This is a genomic window from Janthinobacterium foliorum, from assembly GCF_978021625.1.
This window is the reverse complement of record NZ_CDXDQE010000001.1, coordinates 26,359-47,512: the sequence shown is the minus strand read 5'-3', so window position 1 is coordinate 47,512 and position 21,154 is coordinate 26,359. Positions and strand designations below refer to the sequence as shown.

Sequence of the window (21,154 nt, the reverse complement as noted above, 5' to 3'; positions counted from 1 at the left end):
ATCAGGGCAGGCAGACAGTGTTGTCAATAATTTTTTACCGAACGGTATGAAACAAGATAAAAAAGAGGAAGCGGTCAAGGCGAAAACGGGGCGGCCACGCACGTTCGACGCGGACGAGGCGCTCGATTGCGCCATGAAAGTGTTCTGGGAAAAGGGCTACGAAGGCAGCTCGCTGCCGGAATTGACGAAGGCCATGGGCATGAACCGGCCCAGCCTGTATGCCGTCTTCGGCAACAAGGAACAGTTGTTCCACAAGGCGCTGGAGCGCTACAGCGACACGCGCATGCAGTTCTTCGATGCGGCGCTGGAACAGCCGACGGCGCGCCAGGTGGTGGAAGCGTTGCTGACGCAATATGTCGATGCGCAAACCATGCCCGACGGTCCGCACGGCTGCATGGGCGTGAACGCGGCGCTGGCGTGCAGCGACGACGCCTTGCCGATCCGCGATGAATTGTTTGCGCGCCGTTTGCGCGGTGAAATCAAGCTGCGCGACCGCTTGCGGCGCGCCAAGGAAGAGGGGGATTTGCCGCCCGATTCCTGCCCGGAGCAGCAGGCGCGCTTTGTCGTGACCCTGTCGCAGGGCATGGCCATCCAGGCAGCCGCAGGCGTCGCGCGCGAGCAGTTGCACCAGATGGTGGCGCTGATGCTGCGCAACTGGCCGCTCTAGCGGCCGTGTTATCCCGCCTGGTCGATGCTCTTGGCCAGGTCGCTGGGCGCCTTGCGCCGCCACGCGGCCGTCAGGGCCGCGGCCAGCATGTCCAGTTCGGCATCGGCCAGGCGCACGGTGATGCCCGCCAGGCGTTCGCCCCACCAGAGTTTTTCGCAGCCTGACGGCGTGATGACGGTGGCGATATGCGCCGCTTCCGCGTCGAGCAGCACGTTGATGTGCTCGTCGTCGGGCAGGGTGGCAAAGATCTTCCCAGCCACGCGGAAGGCCGGACGGTCGTGGTGTTCTTCCTCGGTGGTGTCGGGAAACGACAGTGCCAGATAGCGCAGTTCTTCCAGGTCGACCATTTCCTCTTTCCCCTTCATCGGACGAATAAGCAGTGTGACTGCATTTTGCCATGCTGTTTCGCCGCGTGGTGCAGCGGCGTGCGAAAAGAAATGCGCCAGATGCGACAGTCGGGTCGCCGTTTGTGGTGCTGGCGCGACACGCAAGCGCAGGTATCCCAGGCTGCGCACGTCGTTTGCCAGGGGCGCACGGGCGGATTCCGGCACATCCGCATATGATTGCTAGAAAAATATCTTTCATGGTAAAAAGAAAAATACTTTTCTTATGGGGAAATTAAGATAGAATACATTCATCGTCTTACCTGACCCGTCAACTGTCTGGCTTTGTCCCGGGAACCCGAACCCTTTCCAGGACGCTTGCGATGCCGCCATGGCACCCAAGTCCGTGTTGTTTCGCGGAAGCTCACGCCACCGACCGCTCATCTTTGCAATCTTTAGCGCGCTACGCCGACACGCCTCAATGCAGCGTGTATTCAGCTCAAGCGCCCGCCTGCCGCGCCCACTGAATACTTACTTATTGGATACCATCATGAAAAACTTGCCTAAAATTGCCCTGTCCCTGATCGCCGTCGGTGTGTTTGCCCACGCGAACGCCAGCACCATCACCCTGTCCACGGGCTACTCGGGTGCCAGCGCACAAGCGTCGGCTGCCGCCTACCAGTCCGTGGTGAATGCCGCCGTGGCCACGCCAGGCGCCGGCTACGGCTCGACCAGCATCGCCAGCTACGACAACGTCAACAACAGCAGCCTGTTCGGCAGCGGCTCGAACATCGCCTTCAAATCCGTCATCAACTTTGGCGTCAGCGCCGCCGATGCGGGCGCCTGGAGCTTCCGCAGCGGCGTCGATTTCGGCAAGGGCGGTGCCCTGTTCCTCGACGGCGTGGCGCTGGACTTCAAGAGCAACGACATGTGGTGGGCAGGCAACTACAACAATGCCAGCCAGTTCCTCAGCGGTTCCAGCACCCTGTCGGCCGGCAACCATACCCTGAGCATCTACGGCCTGGAAGGCTGCTGCGATGGCGGCCAGCAGGCGCAGTTCAAGGCGGGCAATAACAACTTCCTCAGCTTTGGCGCGCAGGACGGCTTGATCTCGGCCGTGCCGGAACCCACCACCTACGCCATGCTGCTGATCGGCCTGGGCTTGCTGGGCTTCACGGCCCGCCGCAAGCAGGAAGCCAAGTTCTAAGTTTTCAGCAATCGCCGCGCGCCGGATGGCGCATGAAAAAGCCCGCCGTGTCTGCAAGGATACGGCGGGCTTGTTGCATGGGCGGCGTCGCGCTTATTCGTCTGCGTCGCTGTCGTCGTCCGCGTCGCCCTTGGCCGCCTTGCCCCGTTCGGCATCGACGCCTTGCTGCAGGCCGGCCGCATCGCGGAAGAAGGCATCCGCCGCATGGTTCGGGCTCAGGCGCAGCGCGGGCGGGTAGATCACGGACATGTAGGGTTCGTCGGCCAGGCGGCCGCTGATCTGCAGGTTGCTCAGCAAGATCAGGGTCGAGCCGATGATGGCCAGCACCACGGCAACGAGGGCGAAGCGGCGCGGATGCTGCGGCTTGATCGTGCACAGATGGTAGTAGATCATGGCGCACACGATGACGATGAACATATGCCGTCCATAGCGCGTCAGTCCTTCCAGCGACAGCGCGTAGGCCAGCACGCTGCTGCCCAGTTCCCACGCTTCCATGGCCAGCAAGCCGCAGCCGATGATGAACAGGTGGCGGCCGAAACGCGCCGTCTGGCCGAACAGGCGGTTTGCCACGGCCCAGATCGACGCCCATATGAGGCCGCCGCCCAGCGCATACGCGATGATCATCAGGTAGGAAATCGGATCGAACGCTTCCGCGTCGCCCAGCCAGTTGCTGAAGGCGGCCGAGGCGCCGATCATGGCCAGGCCCGCCACGGCGGGGCGCAAGCCTTCCCAGTCGTGCATGGTGGTGTCGCTCAGCTCGGGCGCCACCGGATGGTTGCTGGTGCGCACGCGCAGGCGCGTGTGGCCCAGGCGCACGACGCTGTCGCCGCTCAATGCCACCTGCAGTTGCCGCTTGCCACGGTGGATCACGCCGTTGTGGCTGCCCAGGTCGCGCAGCAGCAGGCCGCCGGCGCCGTCGTCCTCGATGATGGCGTGCGCGGCGGCCGTGTGCGCGTCGTCGAGGATGAAGTCATTGTCGTAGCCGCGGCCGATGCGGATCGGCAGGGACGCCATGCGCTGGCGCTGCTGCACGTCGCCATTCTCGGCCAGGATTTCGAGGTAGTAGGGCCCGTTCATGGTGTTTTGCCGCTTTCCCGCGACAGCGCTTCGAGGAAGGTGCGCGTGACGCGCATGCCGTTGGCGTAGGACACGCCGCGCGCGTCGATGCGGCTTTGCAGGTTCATCAATGGCTCATCGGTGCTGGCGGCCAGCAGGGCAAAATCGTACAGGCCGGTAAACTTGCGGTAGGCGCGCACGCACATGACGGCGCGCAAGGGCAGGGTCTTGTTCTTGACGAACTGTTCGATGCAATGGGGACCCGTCAGGTTCGCGCTTTTATAGCTGCCGAAGTTTTCATTCTTGAACGAAGCGCTGGCCAGTTCGGAAAAGCGCAGGGCGCCCAGTTCGCTGCTGCGCAGGAATTCATGGCGCATCGACACTTGCCCCGTCTGCAGGGCGCCGGAAATGAAGATGGCCGATTCCATGGCGCAGCTGGTGTTGTCGATCGTGTAGGGCTTGTCGGATTTCACGTTGGAGCGGCCCCAGCAGCGCATCTGGTCCGATTCGCGCACGGGCACGCGGTACGGGCCCATGGCTTTCAGGTTCAAGGGCGTGTCGAGCAGGCGCGCCACCATCACTTCCTGGTGCGCCAGCAGCTGCGCCGTCACCAGTGGCTTGAAATCCTTCGGCGGCTTGCCCTGGCTGGCCACCTTGGCGAGCAGTTGCTGCGCGTAGCGGGCCGGCACGAGGAAGCTGACCAGTTCGCCATCGAGGCGTTTCGACACATTCACGCCGGCCACGTCGCCGGCCGCCGTCACGCTGGGGCCGCCGCTCATGCCGGAATTGATCGGCCCCGTAAACATCAGCTGGTCGTAAAAGCTGCGCGTGACGATGCCGTTGTATGCGCCTTCCGAAATGGCGAAGCCCAGGTCCAGCGGATTGCCCATCGAATACAGGTATTGGCCCTGGGTCAGCGGCGCCAGCTGTTCCGGCATCTTGAAAAAGCCCGTGCCGTGGCGGTTCACGCGCAAGACGGCCAGGTCGTGCAGCACGTCGACGGCCAGCAATTCCACATTGCCGCGCTGGCCGCTGGTATCGACCCATTCGCCCACATAGGTATCCGGGTCGAGCGCGAATTGCGACACCACGTGGTAGTTGCTGACCACCAGGTCGCCCGTGCCGATCAAAAAGCCCGAGCCGACCGACGACTGCGTGCGGCCATTCTTCAGCAGCACGCGCACTTGCAGGATGTCGGCGCGCGCCGCCGTATACAGCTTTTGCGCGGCCGACGACGGCGGTGGCAGGGCGGCATGTTCGGTGGCGGCGGGCGCGGCGGTGGCTGGCGGTGGCTTGGCGGGGGGAGTCGTGGCGGCCGCGGCCGCGGCAGGCGCCGGAGCCGCCTGTGCGCCTGCTGTGGCGCACAGGCCGGCCAGCAGGAAGGCAAAGTTAGAGAATTTCATGCATCCTTTGTGCGTGAGCAGGAGCGCAGCGGGGACGCGCGACTGCGCGCCAGCCCGGCATGTTTACAGGGCGCCGTCTTCCAGCGCCGGCGCCGTCACGGGCGTCATCATATGGCCCAGCTTGCTTTGCTTGGTATTCAGGTAGTGCTGGTTGAAGGCATTGCGGTTGACCAGCAGCGGCACGCGTTCGGCCACGGCGATGCCCAGCGCTTCCATGGCGGCGATCTTGCGCGGATTGTTGGTCATCAGGCGCAGGCTGTGCACGCCAAATTGCGCGAACATGGGCTTGCACAGGGTGTAGTTGCGCGCATCGGCCTTGAAGCCCAGCTGCTCGTTGGCTTGCACCGTGTCGGCGCCCGCTTCCTGCAGGCGGTAGGCGCGGATCTTGTTGATCAGGCCAATGCCGCGCCCTTCCTGGCGCAGGTACAGCAGGATGCCGCGGCCTTCCTCGGCGATGCGTTTCAGGGCGCCTTCGAGCTGGGCGCCGCAATCGCAGCGCTGCGAGAACAGCACGTCACCCGTCAGGCACTCGGAATGCACGCGCGCCAGCACCGGTTCGCCGTCGCCGATATCGCCCAGCACCATGGCCAGGTGTTCCTTGCCCGTGGCGTGTTCGACAAAGGCGTGCAGGGTGAACTGGGCCCACGGCGTCGGCAGGGCGCAGGAAGTCGTGTAATCCAATTCGCCTGTCGCCAGGAGGTCTGCGCCGCTTTGCATGTGTGTGCTCATATAGGTAATTGTCAAAAAATAAAAGGCGCGCCTGACCACTCCGGTGCCGGCGCGCCCTGTCATCATACCAAAAAGCAGGGGAAGCGATTTCCCCTGGCTGATATTGGCAGGCTGGAATGCCTGGTGCTATCACTCTAATTGCGGCCGGATCAGGCTTTTGCAAGACGGCTGGCCTTGCCGAAGCCGCGCTCCACCAGCAACAGCATGCCGCCGAAGATGGACAGGTTCTTCAGGAAGTTGGTCAGCTGGTCCTGGAAGTGGGCCGCGTCCGCGCTCCAGAAGGCGTGGAAAATCACCGTCGTCGGGATCAGGAACAGGGCCAGCGCCAGGGCTGCCCAGCGCGCCTGCCAGCCCGTGATCAGCAGCAAGCCGCCGCCCACTTCCAGGGCGATCACGCCGACCAGCAAGATATTCGCCATCGGCAAGCCCTGGCTGGCCATGTAGCCGGCCACGCCCGCAAAGCCGCCGATTTTCAGCAAGCCCGACACAAAGAACAGCACGCCAAGGGCGGCACGGCCCAGGGGGAGCAGCAGATCAGTATTATTTTTCATGTTCATTCCATTGTTTTTATCAAGATTTAAGGTTGACTTGCGGTGCCTGGCAAAACCGTAGCGAGCGGCAGTGACGTGTGGCCAAGAAGCGCAACCGTACCTTGTACGGGGGCGCCGGGCCGGTGAGCATCGCAGGCCGCAAAGGGCGACGCGCGGTAGGTTTGGCCAGCTAGCCTCATTGAGGCAGATCGAAGACCAGCACTTCCGCGTCTTCCGGCTGCGTCAAGGTTACGGCCGCTTCCTGCGTCAGCTTCAGCGCATCGCCCGCTTTCAAGGGCGTGCCGTTGACCACCAGGCTGCCGCGGATCAGGTGCACATAGGCGATGCGGCCTTCGTCGAGCGCATGTTCGGCCTGTTCGCCTTCCTGCAGGATGCTGGCGTAGATGGCCGCATCCTGGTGGATCAGCACGGAACCCTGGCGCCCGTCGGACGAAGCGATCAGGCGCAGCTTGCCCCGTTTGCTTTCCGGCGTGAAATGCTTCTCTTCATAGCTGGGCGGGATGCCCGTCACGTTCGGCTGGATCCAGATCTGCAGGAAATGCAAGCCGTCCGTGTTTGAATGGTTGAACTCGCTGTGGCGCACGCCGCTGCCGGCGCTCATGCGCTGCACGTCGCCATAGTGCAAGACGGAACCGGTGCCCATGCTGTCCTTGTGTTCCAGCGCGCCGTCGAGCACATACGAAATGATTTCCATGTCGCGGTGGCCGTGCGTGCCGAATCCCTGGCCTGGCGTGACCCTGTCTTCATTGATCACCAGCAGCGGGCCAAAACCCATGTGATTGGCATCGTGGTAGCTGCCGAAGGAAAAGCTGTGGTGGGAATTGAGCCAGCCGTGGTTGGCGGCGCCGCGTTCTTCGCTATGACGAATCTGTAACATGGTGGACTCCGTTTCTATAAGTGAATGTGCGATAATTTCGAAGGACCGTTGCCTGGCAGTTGCCGTGGCGCCTGATCTGCCCTTCGCTGTACGATGGAGAAAGTATAGGCGCCTCTGCAGGGAAAGAAAAACGGAAAATCTTGCGACCTATGATCGAAAAAATCGAATGTTAAGACTGAGCCTGGAAGCACTGCAAATCGTCGACGCCATCGACCGCCGGGGATCGTTCTCGTCGGCCGGCAAGGAATTGCATAAAGTCCCGTCCACCATTTCCTACACGGTGGCCAAGCTGGAAGACGACCTGGGCGTGCAGGTGTTCCAGCGCAACGGCCCGAAAGTCGTGCTGACCGCGGCCGGCCAGGAATTGCTGAAGGAGGGGCGCTACCTGCTGAAGGCGGCGCAAGACCTGGAACACCGCGTGCGCCGGGTGGCCTCGGGCTGGGAAACGGAACTGGCCATCGGCCTCGATTCCATGTTTTCCGCCGTGGCCCTGGCCGACGACGTGCGCGCCTTTTACGACGTGGCCCAGCAGACGCGCCTGCGCCTGGCGCAGGATGCCCTGTCCGGCACCTGGGAAGCGCTGCTGGACCGCCGCGTCGATCTGCTGGTGGGCGCGCCCGGGGACGGGCCGGCCGGCGGCGGCTATATATCGCAGCCGATCGGCATGCTCGATTTCGTCTTCACCGTGGCGCCCACGCATCCGCTGGCGCAGCTGCCCGGGCCCCTGTCGCGTGGCGACCTGCAGCAGCACCGGGCCGTGGTGGTGGCCGATTCGGCGCGGCAGATGGCGCCGCGCACGGTGGGCTTGCTGCTGGGGCAGGATGCGCTGACGGTGCCGAACATGCAGGTCAAGTTCGACTACCAGGTGCTGGGACTGGGATTCGGCTTCCTGCCGGGGCCGTGCGCCCGCGCCGCCATCGAACGGGGCGTGCTGGTGGAGCGGGCCGTGGAAGAGCCGAAACCGTCGGAAACGTTTTACCTGGCCTGGCGGGTGGGCGAGGATGGCGCCGCATTGCGCTGGTGGCTGGCGCGCATGCGCGAAGCGGACGTGTTTGCCCGCCTGGCGCAGCATCTGCCGGGGCGCGGCTGGCCAGCGGCATGACGCCGCCCCGCCATTCTGCCGCGCCTGCAAAATGTTGACATACGCCAACATTTTTAAGTTACCATATTCACAGTATTGTTATCGTATTTCCGGCCCGACCTCCATGCCCCATAGTGGGATTTTGATGATTACACAGACCGCAGCGCCCCTGATTTGTTCCCCTGGCTTGCCTTTGGCGCGGGGCTGCCGTGCTTGAGGCGAAAGTCGCGCTGTGCCTGCGCCTGTCCCAGGAAGCCAGCGAACAGGCGGGGCCGCAGCAGGCCGCCACCCTGGCGCGGCTGCACGAGGAGCTGGAGCGGCTGCGGGGCGCCAGCCGGCCCGTGGTGCGCGTGGCGCCGGCCGACGCCTTGCTGGAAATCGACCATGACGGCTTCCTGATCGGCTGGAACCATGGCGCCGAACAGATGTTCGGCTATTCCGAACTGGAAGCCATGGGCCAGCACATCCTGTTTTTGTATCCGGAAGACGACGCGGAAGCGAGCGTGCTGGAGCTGCATGCGGCGCCGGGCGACGTGGCCACCGACGTGCGCCGGCGCAAGAAGTCCGGCATGGTGACGTGGCTGCGCATGCACCGCCACGTGATCCACGACCAGGCGGGCAAAGGCTGCGGCATGGCCGTGCGCCTGTCGGCCATGAGCGAGCCGCTGTCCGACGTGGACAAGGTCAAATTGCACGCGCGCATCATCGAAGACAGCGAACAAGCCGTGCTGATCACGGATGCGGAAGAGCGCATCGTCTCCATCAACAGCTCGTTTTCCCGCATCACCGGCTATTCGCCGGCCGAGGCCATCGGCCGCACGCCGGACTTGCTGCGTTCGGGCGTGCACGATCCCGATTTCCGCGCCAAGGTGCGCGCCGCCATGCGCGGCCACGGTTCCTGGCGCGGCGAAATCATCGGCAAGCGCAAGAATGGCGAACTGTTCCCGCAAGACGTCACCATCAGCGTCGTGCGCGACGAGTATGGCGAGATCAGCCACGTGTTTTCCCTGTTTTCCGATATCTCGGTGCACAAGGATGCGGAAGCGCGCATGCAGCGCATGGCCAACTACGACAGCCTGACGGGTTTGCCCAACCGCTGCCTGCTGAATCAATTGGTGGACCAGGGCCTGGCCGAAGCGAAACGCCAGGGCACGCATGGCGCGCTGATGGTCATCGACATCAGCCGCATCGGCTCCATCAGCGATACCCTGGGGCATGAAGTGGGCGACCAGCTGGTGATCGCCATCGGCCAGCTGTTCCGTGGCGCCCTGCGCGACGCCGATATCCTGGCGCGCGTCGACAACAGCAAATTCGTCGTGGCCCTGTTGCACATCGAAAAGCGCGAGCACGCGGCCAACGTGGCGCAAAAACTGCTCAACCTGCTGGAAACGCCGATCAATATCGACACGCACGCCTTGCACGTGGGCGCCAGCATCGGCATCACCGTGTATCCGGAAGACGGCCTGGAAGCGCCGGCCCTGTTCCGCTTTGCCGACGTGGCCGTGGCCAAGGCGGGGCAAACCATCGAATCGACCTTCCTGTTCTACCGCGAAGACATGAACCGCAGGGCCAAGGAACATTTGCGCCTGGAAAGCGAAATGCGCCTGGCGCTGGGCGACAAGGAACTGGAACTGCACTACCAGCCGAAAGTGAGCCTGGCCAGCGGGCGCATCGTGGGCGCGGAAGCCTTGCTGCGCTGGAAGCATCCGATGCGCGGCATGGTCTCGCCCGGCGTCTTCATCCCGGTCGCCGAGGAAACCAGCCTGATCCTGGAACTGGGCACCTGGGTGCTGGACGAGGCGTGCCGCCAGATCCGCAGCTGGGAAGACCGCGGCCTGCACATGCCGGCCATCGCCGTCAACCTGTCGGCGCGCCAGTTCGATGAACAGTTGCCGGCGCGCATAGCGGCCGTGCTGGAGCGCTACGGCGTGCGGCCCGAGCAGATCATGCTGGAAATCACGGAGAGCCTCTTGATGCGGGGCGCCGACAAGGTCATCGACATCATGAACCAGCTGGTGGCCATGGGCCTGGCGCTGGCGCTCGACGACTTCGGCACCGGCTATTCCAGCCTCGCCTACCTGAAGAAATTCCCCATCAGCACCTTGAAAATCGACCGCTCCTTCGTCATCGGCCTGCCGTTCGAGGAAAACGATTGCGCCATCGCCCGCGCCATCGTCACCATGGCGCAGCAGCTGCGCCAGGAAATCGTCGCCGAAGGGGTGGAGACGGCCGAGCAGATGCGTTTCTTGCGCGAACTGGGCTGCGACCAGCTGCAAGGCTACCTGTTCAGCCCGGCCGTGCCGGCAGCCGAATTCGAACTGATGCTCGACGAGGGACGGCAGTTGCGGCTGGAAGCGGTGGCCTGAACCACGGAGGCTTGAACAGGGAGGCAGGCTGTGCTCAGACGCGCAGCAGTCCGCGGAAGCCGCGGCTCGCATAATACGATTCGGCGCCATTGTGATACATGAATACCTGCTCGTAGCGGCGGTCGCAAAACACGGCGCCGCCCAGCGCCCGGATGCTCGCCGGGGTGGCGATCCAGCTCGACGTTTTGCGGTCGAACGGTTCCAGGTCCTGCAATTGCCGGTACTGCGCTTGCGTGAGCAATTCCATGCCCAATTCCTGCGCCATGCCGACGGCGCTGCCCGCCGGCTTGTTTTCCTTGCGCGCCGCCAGGGCGGCGGGATCGAAGCACAGGCTGCGGCGCCCGGCCGGACTTTCAGCGGAACAATCAAAAAACGTGACGGCGCCCGTGTCGCCGGCCGGTCCGACGACGTCCGGTTCACCGCCCGTGTCTTCCATCTTTTGCAACACCGCCAGGCTGGCGGGAGCGGCGTGCAGCCGGGACAGCACGGCGTCCCATGTCCATCCCGGATGGCGGTGCATATGCTTGCCGAAGCGCGCTTGCAAAGTGTGGATCAAGTCATCATTCATGGCACGGCTCCCTGGAAGTTCAATGATACGGCCGATTATAGGACGCGCTGCAGGCGGGCGGCGCTCATCCCAGCTGTACTTTTTCCAGCAGATAATCGAGCATCACGCGCACCCGGGCCGGCACTTGCTGGCCCGGCCCCACGAAGACGGCATGCACGAGTTCCTTGTCGCCGGGATTGTAATCCTGCAGCACGGTGATCAGATCGCCTTGCTGTATGTCGCGCAGCACGTGCTGGCGCGAAAAGCGTCCCAGTCCCATGCCCGCCAGCACCAGCTGGCGCATGCTCTCGCCATCGCTGACGCAGGTATTGCCCTGCGGCGCCACCTGCACGGTGTTGCCCGCCGCATCGAGAAAGGGCCAGGTTTCATTCTGGCAGCGGAAGTTGAACGCCAATAAATTGTGCCGTGATAATTCCTGCGGCGTGCGCGGCAGGCCATGGCGCGCCACGTACGCCGGCGACGCCACCACCACCATCGGGTCCTCGCCCAGCTTGCGCGCCACCAGGTTCGATTCCTTCAACTTGCCCGTGCGGATGGCGATGTCGGTGCGGTCTTCCAGCAAGTCGACGATGGCGTCGCTGACGACGACGTCGAGCACGATGTCGGGATAGCGCCGGGCGAATTCGGGCAGGATGGGCAGCAGATGGCGCACGCCGAACGGCACGAAACAGTTGATGCGCAGGCGTCCGCGCGGCGCCGCGCCCTGCGCCGCCTCGCGCTCGGCGCCATCGATATCGTCGAGGATGCGCTTGCATTGCGCAAAGAAAGCGTCGCCTTCGGGCGTGGTGTGCAGCTGGCGCGTGCTGCGCTGGAGCAGCCGCGCGCCCAGCCGCGCTTCCAGCCGATTGACGAGCTTGCTGACGGCCGATGGCGTCAGGGCCAGCCGGCGCGCGGCGGCGGAAAAGGCCCCCGTTTCCACCACGGCCACGTAGACGGCCATCTCGAAGGCGCGGTTGATGTCTTGCCTGGCCATTATTGAATCCATTTCACAGGTGTTTCCATTCTGCGAGTCTATATCAAAAGTAGGAAGCCCGATACACTGGCCGGCTTGAACCATCCGCCGGAGAATTCCATGACCACCGCACACCCTGTTTCCACCCAAGCCAAGATGCCGCCCGGCGTGCTGGCGCTGGCCGTCGGCGCCTTCGCCATCGGCGTGACCGAATTCATCGTCGTCGGCATCCTGCCGACCATCGCCAGGGATTTGCATATTTCCATCGAATCGGCCGGCTCCCTGGTCAGCGTGTATGCGCTGGCCCTGGCCATCGGCACGCCGCTGCTGGTGCTGCTGATGTCGCGCCTGCCACGCAAGGCCGCCTTGCTGGGCCTGATGTCGGTCTTCCTGGCCGGCAATTTGCTGGCGGCTTTTTCGCACACCTTTGAATTGCTGCTGGCCGGGCGGGTCATCACGGCCGTGGCGCACGGCACCTTCTTTGCCATCGGCGCCACGGTGGCGGCCAGCCTGGTGAGCAAGGCGCAGGCGGGCAGGGCGATTTCCGTGATGTTTGCCGGCTTGACCCTGGCCATGGTGATCGGCGTGCCTTTCGGCAGCTTTCTCGGCAACCTGATGGGCTGGCGCCTGCCGTTCTTTGCGGTGGTGCTGCTGGCCGCGCTGGGCCTGGGCGCCATGGCGCGCTGGCTGCCCGCCGGCTTGCAACAGGGCAAAGGTGGCAAGGCGATGACGCAGCTGGCGGCGCTCGGTAGTGGCCCCATCCTGACGATGATGGCCGTCACCACGTTCGGCTTCGGCAGCAGCTTTGCCGCCTTCACCTTCATCACGCCCATCCTGACGGATGTGACGGGGTTTTCCGCCACCATGGCCAGCGCCTTGCTGATCGTGTTCGGCGCCGCCACCTTTGCCGGCAACCTGGCGGGCGGCTACCTGACCAGTCACCTGGGCTGGCAAAAAGCCCTGCGCGTGATGCTGCTGTTGCTGGCCGCCACGCAAGTGGGCGTGGCCCTGTGCATCGCTTCGCAATGGGGCATGCCGGTGATGCTGTTTGTCTGGGGCGTGTTCGCCTTCGGCCTGTCGCCCGCCCTGCAGGCCGGCATGCTGGCCACGGCCGAGCGCTACACGCCGCAAGCCGTCGATTTCGCCTCGGGCCTGAACATTTCCGCGTTTAACCTCGGCATTTCCTTCGGCTCCATGCTGGGCGCGCTGATGGTCTCGCGCCAGCTGATGGCGTCGTCGCCGTGGGCCGGCGTGGCGGCCGCATTACTCGCACTGCTGCCGCTGGCCTGGCTGGCGCGCCGCAAGCTGGCCGCCCACGTGGCGGGGGCGGCCGTGCATTGACACATCAGTTGTGGATGGCAGCGGCGGGCGCGGCCCGCATGCGCTGCGCCATATACGAACTGCCCATCGACGCGGCCATGATCATGCCGATGGCCAGCCATTGGGCCGCATCCAGGCGTTCGTCCAGCAGGATGAAGGCCAGCATGGCGGCCACGGCCGGTTCCATGCTGCTCATGATGCCGAAGGCCTGCGGCGTCAAGCGTTTCAGGGCCACCATTTCCAGCGAAATGGGAATCGCGCTGGAAACGAAGGCCACGCCCAGGCCCACGCCCAGCACGACTGGCGAGAGCAGGGCCGCGCCGCTATGCGCCACGCCCACGGGCACCACCACCAGCGCCGCCATCGTCAGACCCAGCGAGACCGAATGGCCCGCGTGCAAGTGGCTGGCGCGCTTGCCGAAGACGATATAGCTTGCCCAGCACACGGCGGCGGCCAGGGCGAACAGCACGCCGGTGGGGTCCAGATGGCTGATGTCGTGGCCCAGCGGCAGCAGCAAGCCCAGTCCCGCCACGGCCAGGGCCACCCAGACGAAATCGAGCGGACGGCGCGAGGCGAACAGCGCCACGGCCAGCGGACCGGAAAACTCGATGGCCACGGCGATGCCGAATGGAATCGTGCGCAGGGCCATGTAAAAGCACAGGTTGGTCAAGCCCAGCGCGGCGCCATACAGGGCCACCGTGCGCAGGTCGGCACGGCCCAGCTGCCAGCGCCACGGCCGCCAGAACAGCAGCAGCAACAGGGCGGAAAAGCCCACGCGCACGGCCGTCGTGCCCTGCGCGCCGACCAGCGGAAACAGGCTGTGCTTGGCCCAGGACGTGCCGAGGCCCAGGCAGGTGACGGAGCCGAGGATGGCCAGCAAGGGAATGAATGAAGAATAACGGCGAAATGGCATGGCGGAGGCTGTGGGGCTTGATATCGGGATGGCGAAAGTTTATTGTGTCTGATCTGATATTTGCACTCCATTTTGACCCTCATGACGCAACTTTCGCTCACCACCAGCGCCGCCGGCCCTGCGCTCGATGCCTTTGACCTGGCCATCCTCGAGATTTTGCAGCGCGATAACACGACCTCGCAGCGCGAAATAGCCCAGGCCGTCCACCTGTCGGCGCCCGCCGTGCAGCGGCGCATCCGGCGCCTGCGCGAGAGCGGCGTGATCCGCAGCGAGGTGGCCGTGCTCGACGCCAGCCGCCTTGGCCGCCCCCTGATCCTGACGGTGGAAGTGCATCTGCACGACGAGCATCCGCTGCGCACGGCAGGCATGCGCGCGCGCATCCTGGCCGAACCGGCCATCCAGCAGTGCTACGGGATTACCGGCGAAGCGGACTATCTGCTCATCATCACGGCCAGTACCATGGCAGAATATGAGGCGCTGACGGAACGATTGTTCGGTGGCGATGACAATATCCGGCGCTACCGCACCTCGGTGGCGTTGAGCTGTCTCAAAATGGGCTTGCAGGTGCCGCTGGACAGGACGCAAGCGGGCAAGTGAGTGGCGCCTGGGCCGCAGCCGACGTACGGTAACCGGTTCACGAAAAAGGAAAACCATGCGAGTCTTGCGAATAGTGGCAAATATCCCCGTGTCGGATGTGGAACTTGCCCGCACGTTTTACCAGGAAGTCCTGGGCCTGAGCCTGTTAATGGACCATGGCTGGATCAGGACATATGGCTTGCCAACCGAGATGCCTGTGCAGCTGAGCTTCGCGACGGAAGGCGGCTCGAACACTGCCGTGCCAGAGCTTTCCATTGAAGTCGACGATGTGGATGCCGCCTGTGCGCGCATGTCTGGCGCCGGCTTCCCCATGGAATATGGACCGGTTGATGAACCTTGGGGCGTGAGGCGGTTTTTCGTGCGCGACCCTTTCGGCAAGCTTGTCAATATTCTGTCGCATGCCTAGACGCAGTGTTCCCGGCGGCTTCGGGCGGCGCAGCCGTTCGCGCCAGGGTCGATGTTGCCGCACATTGGCCGCCCCGCACCCGGTGCCGGGCGCGGGACATGCCGGCGGATTGTCGCGCCATCATTACTTCATGGTGCAGGCCTGGGCCTGGGCCGTGGCATGGGAGGGTTTGTGTCCACCTTTTTTGTCGCTTCGCAGGCGCTGCAGTTACCCGCCACATTGGCCGCCGCACTGCAAGGCTATGCGTGGGCGCGCGAAGGCGCTGGCCAGTCCGGTGCCGCCGTTTCTCGCCTGCAGGGCAAAGCCGGTTCGCCCGACCTGTATCTGAAGCATGGCACGGGCAACGTTGCCGATGAGCTGGCGGCCGAGGCGGGCAAGCTGCGCTGGCTGGCGGGGCGCCTGCCCGTGCCGGCGGTGGTGCAGTTTGTCCGTGCGGCAGACCAGGCATGGCTGTTGATGACGGCCATGCAGGGAAAAACGGCTGGCCAGGTGCTCGAATCGAGTCCCGGGGCGGGGCCCGCCGTGGTCGATGCGCTGGCGGCATTCTTGCGTCGCGTGCACGCGCTGCCGGTGGCCGATTGCCCGTTCGACAGCGGCCATGCTGTCCGGCTTGCCCATGCGCGCGCGCGTATCGCTGCGGGCCTGGTCGACGTCACGGATTTCGACGCGGAACGGGAAGGCTGGACGGCAGGGCAGGTTTGGCAGGCGCTGCAGGACCATCTGCCGCTCGCGCCCGATCCGGTGCTGACCCATGGCGACTGCTCGCTCGATAACCTGCTGTTGCATGAAGGCGAGGTCGTCGGCTGCATCGACGTGGGGCGGCTGGGAATCGCCGACCGCTACCAGGATCTTGCCATTCTGCATAACTGCCTCGGCGCGTTCGGCGCGCCGTTGCAGCAGCGGCTGTTCCGGCAGTATGGCATCGCGCATCCCGACCAGGCCAGGCTGCGATTCCATGTGTTACTCGACGAGCTATTTTGATGCGGGGGGGAGCTTGCTGCTGGCGGCGTGGCACAATGCGCCATCCGCACCACCGCGTGCCCATCCGCCACTTTTCACAGGATTTCCATGACCCGTGCCATTCTCGATGAAACCCAGATCCATCCCGCCGCCCGCCCATTGATCGGCAGCAAGCATACGGATATCGTGCGCGAGGTGCAGGCCGCCATTGCCGCGCACCAGGTCGTTGTCGTGGGCATGGCGCTGAATCCGTTTCCGCGCAAGGCGCGCAAGATCCTCGACGTGCTGGGTACGCCCTACACTTACCTGCAGTACGGCAGCTACCTGAGCCAGTGGCACCGCCGCAATGCGCTCAAGATGTGGACAGGCTGGCCCACGTTTCCCATGATCTTCGTGAATGGGGTGCTGATCGGTGGCGCCAGCGAACTGCAAGCGCTGGTGGAAAACGGCGAGTTCAGCGCCATGCTGGCAAAAAAAGTGCGCGCCTCATAATCCTTGCCGCACCCGTGACAATGCGTGAGCATTGCCCGGCGCCCAATTGCTTATAGTGAGCCTTTCATGCCGCGAGGCGCGAGGCGAGCGATGGACAAGGATGATGGCGTGCAAGGCAGTGCGGGCAAGGGCTTGATGGCGGCGTGCGCGCTGCTATGCGTGGCGGCGGTGTGGCTGGCGGCAAGCTGGCACAGCGGCGCGCTGGCCTTCCGCGACAATCTCGCCGCGCTGGTGCCGGGCATCTTCGGCTCGATGCTGCTGGTGGCCCTGTTTGTCGAGCGCATGATCGAGGTGTTCGTCTCGCTGTGGGCGCCGCCGCAAGTGGCCGCGCATCAGCAGGCGATCGCGTACTGGCTGGCCCAGCGTGGACGCCTGAAGCGCAGCATCGCCGACCTGGTGGCCGAGTTGAACAGCACGCCCGGATTGACGGATGAGCGCAAGGCGGCGATCGCCGCGCTGCTCGACACGGCGCGCCAGCAGATCGAGCAGGCCGACCAGCAAGTCGACCAGGAGGAAAAAGCCCTGCTGCCCTACACCATGGCCACCGTCAAGGCCACCACCTGGGTCGGCCTGGTGCTGGGCATGATCACGTCGGCCGCCGGTTTTCGCTTCCTGGGCCAGATCATGGTGCTCGCGCCGATTGCCGCCCACGGCCTGCCCTTGGCGTTGCAGGAACAGTACAGCGTGTTTATTGCCGTGGACGTCGTGCTGACGGGGGCCGTGCTGGCCGGCGGCAGCAAGCTGGTGCACCAGATATTTTCCGTCTACACCGCGTTCACCACGTCGCTGGCCAGGTCGGCGCAGGCGAAGGGTCTGGCGTCGTCGACTTAGTCCGGCCGGCGTTTCCAGCCGGGCGGGCGCAGCGGGTCGAGCAAGCTGCGCAAATCGTTGTGATCGAGCTCGTACATCAGCGCAATCAAACTGCCCAGTTCGCCCGAAGGGAAACCTTCGCGCGCGAACCAGCCCAGGTAGTGGCCGGGCAAGTCGGCCAGCAGCCGTCCCTGATATTTCCCGTATGGCATTTCGCGCGTGAGCAGCAGCGCCAGTGTGTCTGAGTTCATGGTGATGATTCCGTGTTGATCCGGCCAGTGTAGCAGAACACCATATTCTTGATCCGCGCGCAACTATCTTCTTCCACGGGAAGTATTTTTCGCAACAAGGAAAACCCCGATACTGCATGCCAACATCATTTATCGGAGTTTGCCATGCCCATTGCCTTGCTCGCGCTGACCCTCAGCGCATTTGCCATCGGAACCACCGAGTTTGTCATTGTCGGGCTGCTGCCCACCATCGCCGCCGACCTGGGCGTGAACCTGCCGTCGGCCGGCCTGCTGGTCAGCCTGTACGCGCTGGGCGTGGCCGTCGGCGCGCCCGTATTGACGGCCCTGACGGGCAAGATTGCCCGCAAGACCCTGCTGCTGTCCCTGATGGTGCTGTTCACCCTGGGTAACTTGCTGGCCTGGAAGTCGCCAGGCTACGAAACCCTGGTCATCGCCCGCATCCTGACGGGCCTGGCGCATGGCGTGTTCTTCTCGATCGGCTCGACCATCGCCACGTCCCTGGTGCCGAAGGACAAGGCGGCCAGCGCGATCGCCATCATGTTTACGGGCTTGACCGTGGCCCTGGTGACGGGCGTGCCGCTGGGTACCTTCATCGGCCAGCATTTCGGCTGGCGCGAAACCTTCCTTGCCGTCTCCGCCCTCGGCGTGGTGGCCTTCATCGGCAGCCTGCTGTACGTGCCGTCGGACATCAGCCACAGCAAGCCCGCTTCCCTGCTGCAGCAAGTGCAGGTGCTGGCCCAGCCCCGGCTGCTGCTGGTGTACGCCATGACGGCCGTCGGCTATGGCGGCTCCTTCATCGCGTTTACCTATCTGGCGCCGATTTTGCAGCAGGTGGCGGGCTTCGGCGCCGGCGCCGTGGGCGTGGTGATGCTGGTGTATGGCGTGTCCGTGGCCTTCGGCAATATCTGGGGCGGCAAGCTGGCCGACCGGAAAGGCCCCGTCAGCGCCTTGAAACGCATCTTTCTGCTGCTGGCAGGCGTGTTGCTGCTGCTGACCTTTACGGCGCCGCATGCCGTGCTCGTCGTCATCACCGTGCTGCTGTGGGGCGCCGTGGCATTCGGCAACGTGGCGGGCCTGCAGGTGTACGTGGTGCAGCAGGCGGAGCACTTCACGCCGCGCGCCGTCGACGTTGCCTCGGGCCTGAACATCGCCGCCTTCAACCTGGGCATCGCCGGCGGCGCCTGGGGTGGCGGCCTCATCGTTGAACACCTGGGCCTGGTGCACACGGGCTGGATCGGTGCCCTGGTCGTGCTGGGAGCGTTCGGCTTGACGGCCCTGAGCGGCCGCCTGGACCGCCTGAACCCGATTCCCGCGCGGCGGGCTGGCGAAAAATCGATGCATGCGGCAGGCCATTGAACCTCTGAGCGTCTTCCTGCCGTGACTTCGCGATGCGGCTTGCCTGGTAATCAAGGTGAAATATTTGTCGTTTATGCTCCGGCCTCGTATTCAAGCTGGTCTGTCCCACGATATTTATTTATAACGGAAGAAACAAAAAATGTCGAATTATGCCCCTGAGTCCTCGCGCCGCCGCCTGCTGCAACTGTTTGCCGGTGCCCCCATGCTGCCCTTGGCTGGCTTGACCGGCGTCAGCGCCTTTCTGTCCGGTTGTGGCGGCAGTTCGGATAACGAGCTGCCAGCGGTAACGCCGCCAGTCACGCCCGCCGCGACGTTTACCACGGCGGAATTCACCGGCATGGCCGCGCCGCTGGCGAGCTCGCCTGCCGCGCTGGCCACGACCACCGTCGGCTCCAAGCTCAAGGTCAATTTCAGCGATGGCAGCAGCAACAGCTACAACCTGGCATACCAGCCTTTCTTCCTGACCGGCGACCGGGTGCCTGATGGCAAGGGCGGCACCGTGATTGCGGGCGGCTATTTCGACATCAGGAACCAGCCCATCATCGACAGCTCGGTGCCGGGCAAGGAGCGCCAGTTCTTCTCGGACTCGCCGGACGGCAGCTCGATGCTGACGGTGGCCAATGCCGCCGTGGCGGGCGTCAAGGGCAAGCCCGTGTTTGCCGTGGTGCAGTTTGAGTACAATTCGCTCAACCAGGCCGGCGCCTCCACCTACGGCACGCTGCCGTCGCCGATCGCCGTGCTGACCCTGGACCAGGACCAGACCACCGGCAAGCTGTCGCTGGTGAAATACCACAATGTCGACACCTCGCTGGTGAAGGGCCTGTGGATTACCTGCGGCGCCAGCCTGTCGCCGTGGAATACCCATCTGTCGAGCGAAGAGTACGAACCCGATGCCTTCGACCAGGGCCTGGGCGGCCAGACTTTGGCCGTGCTCAAGGAATTCAGCAAGAACGTCTTCGGCGATGCGGCGACCGCCAATCCCTACGATTACGGCCACCTGCCGGAAGTGTCGGTGAACCCGGACGGCACCGGCAGCATCAAGAAACACTATTGCCTGGGCCGCTACTCGCGCGAACTGGTGCAGGTGATGCCGGACCAGCGCACCATCCTGGGCGGCGACGACTATACGAATGGCGGGCTGTTCATGTTCGTGGCCGACAAGGTCGCCGACCTGGCGGCAGGCGGCACCCTGTACGTCGCCAAGTACACCACGCAGCTGACCGAGACCACCACGGGCAAGCTGCAATGGGTCAAGCTGGGCCATGCGACGCACGCCGAGATCAAGGCGCTGGTCGACGGCGGCATCAAGGCCGCCGACATCATGGATTCGACCCTGGCCGATCCGTCCGACGCCAGCTACACGAAGATCGTGCTGAACAAGAAAACCGCCTGGGTCAGGGTCAAGGCCGGCCAGGAAAAAGCCGCCGCCTTCCTGGAAACCCACCGCTACGCAGCCCTGAAGGGCGGCAGCATGGCGTTTACCAAGAACGAGGGCACGACGGTCAACGCCAAGGACAAGATCGCCTACTCGGCGTATGCCAACATCCAGGACTCGATGGTCGAAGGCGCTTCGGGCTACGTGGCCGGCCACAACGTCAAGTTCAAGAAGCTGGTGGCGGGTGCCGTCGTGTCGCACAAGCTGGCGGGCGGCCAGAAGGATGACACGGGCGCGGCCATCGACAGCGAATGGGTGCCGAGCGAATCGACCCTGCTGATCGCAGGCGAAGACATCGCGGCCGATGGCCTGGGCAATACGGCCAACCCGGGCAAGATCGCCAGTCCCGACAACCTGAAGTTCTCGGAAAAACTGCGCACCCTGTTCATCGGCGAGGACAGCGGCAACCACCTGAACAACTTCCTGTGGGCTTACAACGTCGATACCAAGAAGCTGGAGCGTTTGCTGTCCTGCCCGGCCGGCGCGGAATCGACGGGCCTGCATGCGGTCGACGAGATCAATGGCTGGACCTATGTGATGAGCAACTTCCAGCATCCTGGCGACGAGTGGAACCGCTTCCCCGGCCTGCCATCGGCCCTGAAGGATCAGATCAACATCATCATCAACACCAACTACAACAGCAAGGCCAGCGGCGCGGTCGGCTATCTGACGGCGGAACTGGCGCAGGTGAAACTGTCGAAGTGATGCGCGCCGGCTGAGGCGGCCGCATGCACGCAGGGCGGGCAGGCGCAGGCCTTCCTTGCCGGCGTGCCGCCCGTCACCGCGACCGTGGCGACGGGAGGTTTGGCGTGTCGGCGCCCGGCGGGCGGCTTG

General features: G+C 64.3%; 22 protein-coding genes. 12 read left to right on the top strand and 10 right to left on the bottom strand.

Annotated features, from left to right (window positions below; translation table 11 throughout):
- Positions 1 to 46: 46 nt before the first annotated feature.
- Positions 47 to 667 (top strand): TetR/AcrR family transcriptional regulator, encoded by a 621-nt coding sequence (locus tag ACZ92H_RS00175; protein ID WP_131372767.1) that lies wholly within the window; start codon positions 47 to 49, stop codon positions 665 to 667.
- A gap of 8 nt (positions 668 to 675) precedes the next feature.
- Here the strand turns inward: ACZ92H_RS00175 and ACZ92H_RS00170 are convergent, their stop codons facing one another.
- Positions 676 to 1,014 carry an MmcQ/YjbR family DNA-binding protein gene (locus ACZ92H_RS00170; protein ID WP_131372769.1) on the bottom strand — a complete coding sequence of 113 codons (339 nt, stop codon included), beginning with the start codon at positions 1,012 to 1,014 and terminating at the stop codon, positions 676 to 678.
- A 526-nt stretch (positions 1,015 to 1,540) separates the two neighbouring features.
- Here ACZ92H_RS00170 and ACZ92H_RS00165 point away from each other — a divergent pair.
- Positions 1,541 to 2,197, top strand: coding sequence for a CCXG family PEP-CTERM protein (locus ACZ92H_RS00165; protein ID WP_131372771.1), 657 nt, complete (start codon positions 1,541 to 1,543; stop codon positions 2,195 to 2,197).
- Between the two features lie 93 nt (positions 2,198 to 2,290).
- On the opposite strand, the gene ACZ92H_RS00160 is transcribed toward ACZ92H_RS00165, so the two are convergent.
- The 5 genes from ACZ92H_RS00160 to ACZ92H_RS00140 form a co-directional block, all read right to left on the bottom strand.
- Complete coding sequence (locus ACZ92H_RS00160) at positions 2,291 to 3,274, bottom strand: FHA domain-containing protein (protein ID WP_465048409.1); 984 nt, start codon at positions 3,272 to 3,274, stop codon at positions 2,291 to 2,293.
- Positions 3,271 to 4,656: a S1 family peptidase gene (locus tag ACZ92H_RS00155; protein ID WP_465048410.1), complete on the bottom strand. Its 1,386-nt coding sequence runs from the start codon at positions 4,654 to 4,656 to the stop codon at positions 3,271 to 3,273. The genes ACZ92H_RS00160 and ACZ92H_RS00155 overlap by 4 nt, the downstream gene beginning before the upstream one ends.
- 63 nt (positions 4,657 to 4,719) lie before the next feature.
- The gene (ribA, locus tag ACZ92H_RS00150; RefSeq protein WP_092794997.1) at positions 4,720 to 5,373 is read right to left on the bottom strand and encodes a GTP cyclohydrolase II; all 654 of its coding nucleotides are present in this window, start codon (positions 5,371 to 5,373) and stop codon (positions 4,720 to 4,722) included.
- A 161-nt stretch (positions 5,374 to 5,534) separates the two neighbouring features.
- On the bottom strand, positions 5,535 to 5,936 hold the full coding sequence (locus tag ACZ92H_RS00145; protein ID WP_131372781.1) for a DoxX family protein: 402 nt from the start codon (positions 5,934 to 5,936) through the stop codon (positions 5,535 to 5,537).
- Between the two features lie 175 nt (positions 5,937 to 6,111).
- A complete protein-coding gene (locus ACZ92H_RS00140) occupies positions 6,112 to 6,813 on the bottom strand; it encodes a pirin family protein (protein ID WP_131372783.1) in 702 nt (233 codons plus the stop codon).
- A 166-nt stretch (positions 6,814 to 6,979) separates the two neighbouring features.
- Here ACZ92H_RS00140 and ACZ92H_RS00135 point away from each other — a divergent pair, with 166 nt between their 5' ends.
- Complete coding sequence (locus tag ACZ92H_RS00135) at positions 6,980 to 7,915, top strand: LysR family transcriptional regulator (protein ID WP_131372785.1); 936 nt, start codon at positions 6,980 to 6,982, stop codon at positions 7,913 to 7,915.
- A gap of 188 nt (positions 7,916 to 8,103) precedes the next feature.
- Entirely contained in the window at positions 8,104 to 10,260 is a 2,157-nt protein-coding gene (locus tag ACZ92H_RS00130; protein WP_131372787.1) for a putative bifunctional diguanylate cyclase/phosphodiesterase, read from the top strand.
- Positions 10,261 to 10,294: 34 nt separating this feature from the next.
- Here the strand turns inward: ACZ92H_RS00130 and ACZ92H_RS00125 are convergent, their stop codons facing one another.
- Together ACZ92H_RS00125 and ACZ92H_RS00120 are read right to left on the bottom strand one after the other, a co-directional pair.
- Positions 10,295 to 10,828: a DUF4256 domain-containing protein gene (locus ACZ92H_RS00125; protein WP_465048412.1), complete on the bottom strand. Its 534-nt coding sequence runs from the start codon at positions 10,826 to 10,828 to the stop codon at positions 10,295 to 10,297.
- Between the two features lie 64 nt (positions 10,829 to 10,892).
- Positions 10,893 to 11,801, bottom strand: coding sequence for a LysR family transcriptional regulator (locus ACZ92H_RS00120; protein WP_465048413.1), 909 nt, complete (start codon positions 11,799 to 11,801; stop codon positions 10,893 to 10,895).
- Positions 11,802 to 11,900: 99 nt separating this feature from the next.
- Here ACZ92H_RS00120 and ACZ92H_RS00115 point away from each other — a divergent pair, with 99 nt between their 5' ends.
- Positions 11,901 to 13,121, top strand: a complete 1,221-nt coding sequence (locus ACZ92H_RS00115; protein WP_465048414.1) for an MFS transporter — start codon at positions 11,901 to 11,903, stop codon at positions 13,119 to 13,121.
- 4 nt (positions 13,122 to 13,125) lie between these two features.
- Here the strand turns inward: ACZ92H_RS00115 and ACZ92H_RS00110 are convergent, their stop codons facing one another.
- A complete protein-coding gene (locus tag ACZ92H_RS00110; RefSeq protein ID WP_465048416.1) occupies positions 13,126 to 14,013 on the bottom strand; it encodes an EamA family transporter in 888 nt (295 codons plus the stop codon).
- Between the two features lie 81 nt (positions 14,014 to 14,094).
- Here ACZ92H_RS00110 and ACZ92H_RS00105 point away from each other — a divergent pair, with 81 nt between their 5' ends.
- From ACZ92H_RS00105 to ACZ92H_RS00085, 5 genes are all read left to right on the top strand, one after another.
- Positions 14,095 to 14,610 carry an Lrp/AsnC family transcriptional regulator gene (locus tag ACZ92H_RS00105; RefSeq protein ID WP_131372795.1) on the top strand — a complete coding sequence of 172 codons (516 nt, stop codon included), beginning with the start codon at positions 14,095 to 14,097 and terminating at the stop codon, positions 14,608 to 14,610.
- Positions 14,611 to 14,665: 55 nt separating this feature from the next.
- Complete coding sequence (locus ACZ92H_RS00100) at positions 14,666 to 15,016, top strand: VOC family protein (protein ID WP_131372797.1); 351 nt, start codon at positions 14,666 to 14,668, stop codon at positions 15,014 to 15,016.
- Between the two features lie 171 nt (positions 15,017 to 15,187).
- Positions 15,188 to 15,997 carry an APH(3')-I family aminoglycoside O-phosphotransferase gene (locus ACZ92H_RS00095; RefSeq protein WP_465048417.1) on the top strand — a complete coding sequence of 270 codons (810 nt, stop codon included), beginning with the start codon at positions 15,188 to 15,190 and terminating at the stop codon, positions 15,995 to 15,997.
- Between the two features lie 87 nt (positions 15,998 to 16,084).
- A complete protein-coding gene (locus ACZ92H_RS00090; protein ID WP_131372801.1) occupies positions 16,085 to 16,468 on the top strand; it encodes a glutaredoxin domain-containing protein in 384 nt (127 codons plus the stop codon).
- 90 nt (positions 16,469 to 16,558) lie between these two features.
- Entirely contained in the window at positions 16,559 to 17,299 is a 741-nt protein-coding gene (locus ACZ92H_RS00085; protein ID WP_465048418.1) for a hypothetical protein, read from the top strand.
- Here ACZ92H_RS00085 and ACZ92H_RS00080 read toward each other — a convergent pair.
- Positions 17,296 to 17,529: a DUF3820 family protein gene (locus ACZ92H_RS00080; protein ID WP_131372805.1), complete on the bottom strand. Its 234-nt coding sequence runs from the start codon at positions 17,527 to 17,529 to the stop codon at positions 17,296 to 17,298. The two genes, ACZ92H_RS00085 and ACZ92H_RS00080, sit on opposite strands and share 4 nt — an antisense overlap.
- 144 nt (positions 17,530 to 17,673) lie before the next feature.
- On the opposite strand from ACZ92H_RS00080, the gene ACZ92H_RS00075 reads away from it, so the two are divergent.
- The gene (locus tag ACZ92H_RS00075; protein ID WP_465048419.1) at positions 17,674 to 18,885 is read left to right on the top strand and encodes an MFS transporter; all 1,212 of its coding nucleotides are present in this window, start codon (positions 17,674 to 17,676) and stop codon (positions 18,883 to 18,885) included.
- A gap of 139 nt (positions 18,886 to 19,024) precedes the next feature.
- Positions 19,025 to 21,025, top strand: a complete 2,001-nt coding sequence (locus ACZ92H_RS00070; RefSeq protein WP_465048420.1) for a PhoX family protein — start codon at positions 19,025 to 19,027, stop codon at positions 21,023 to 21,025.
- Positions 21,026 to 21,154: the final 129 nt, after the last annotated feature.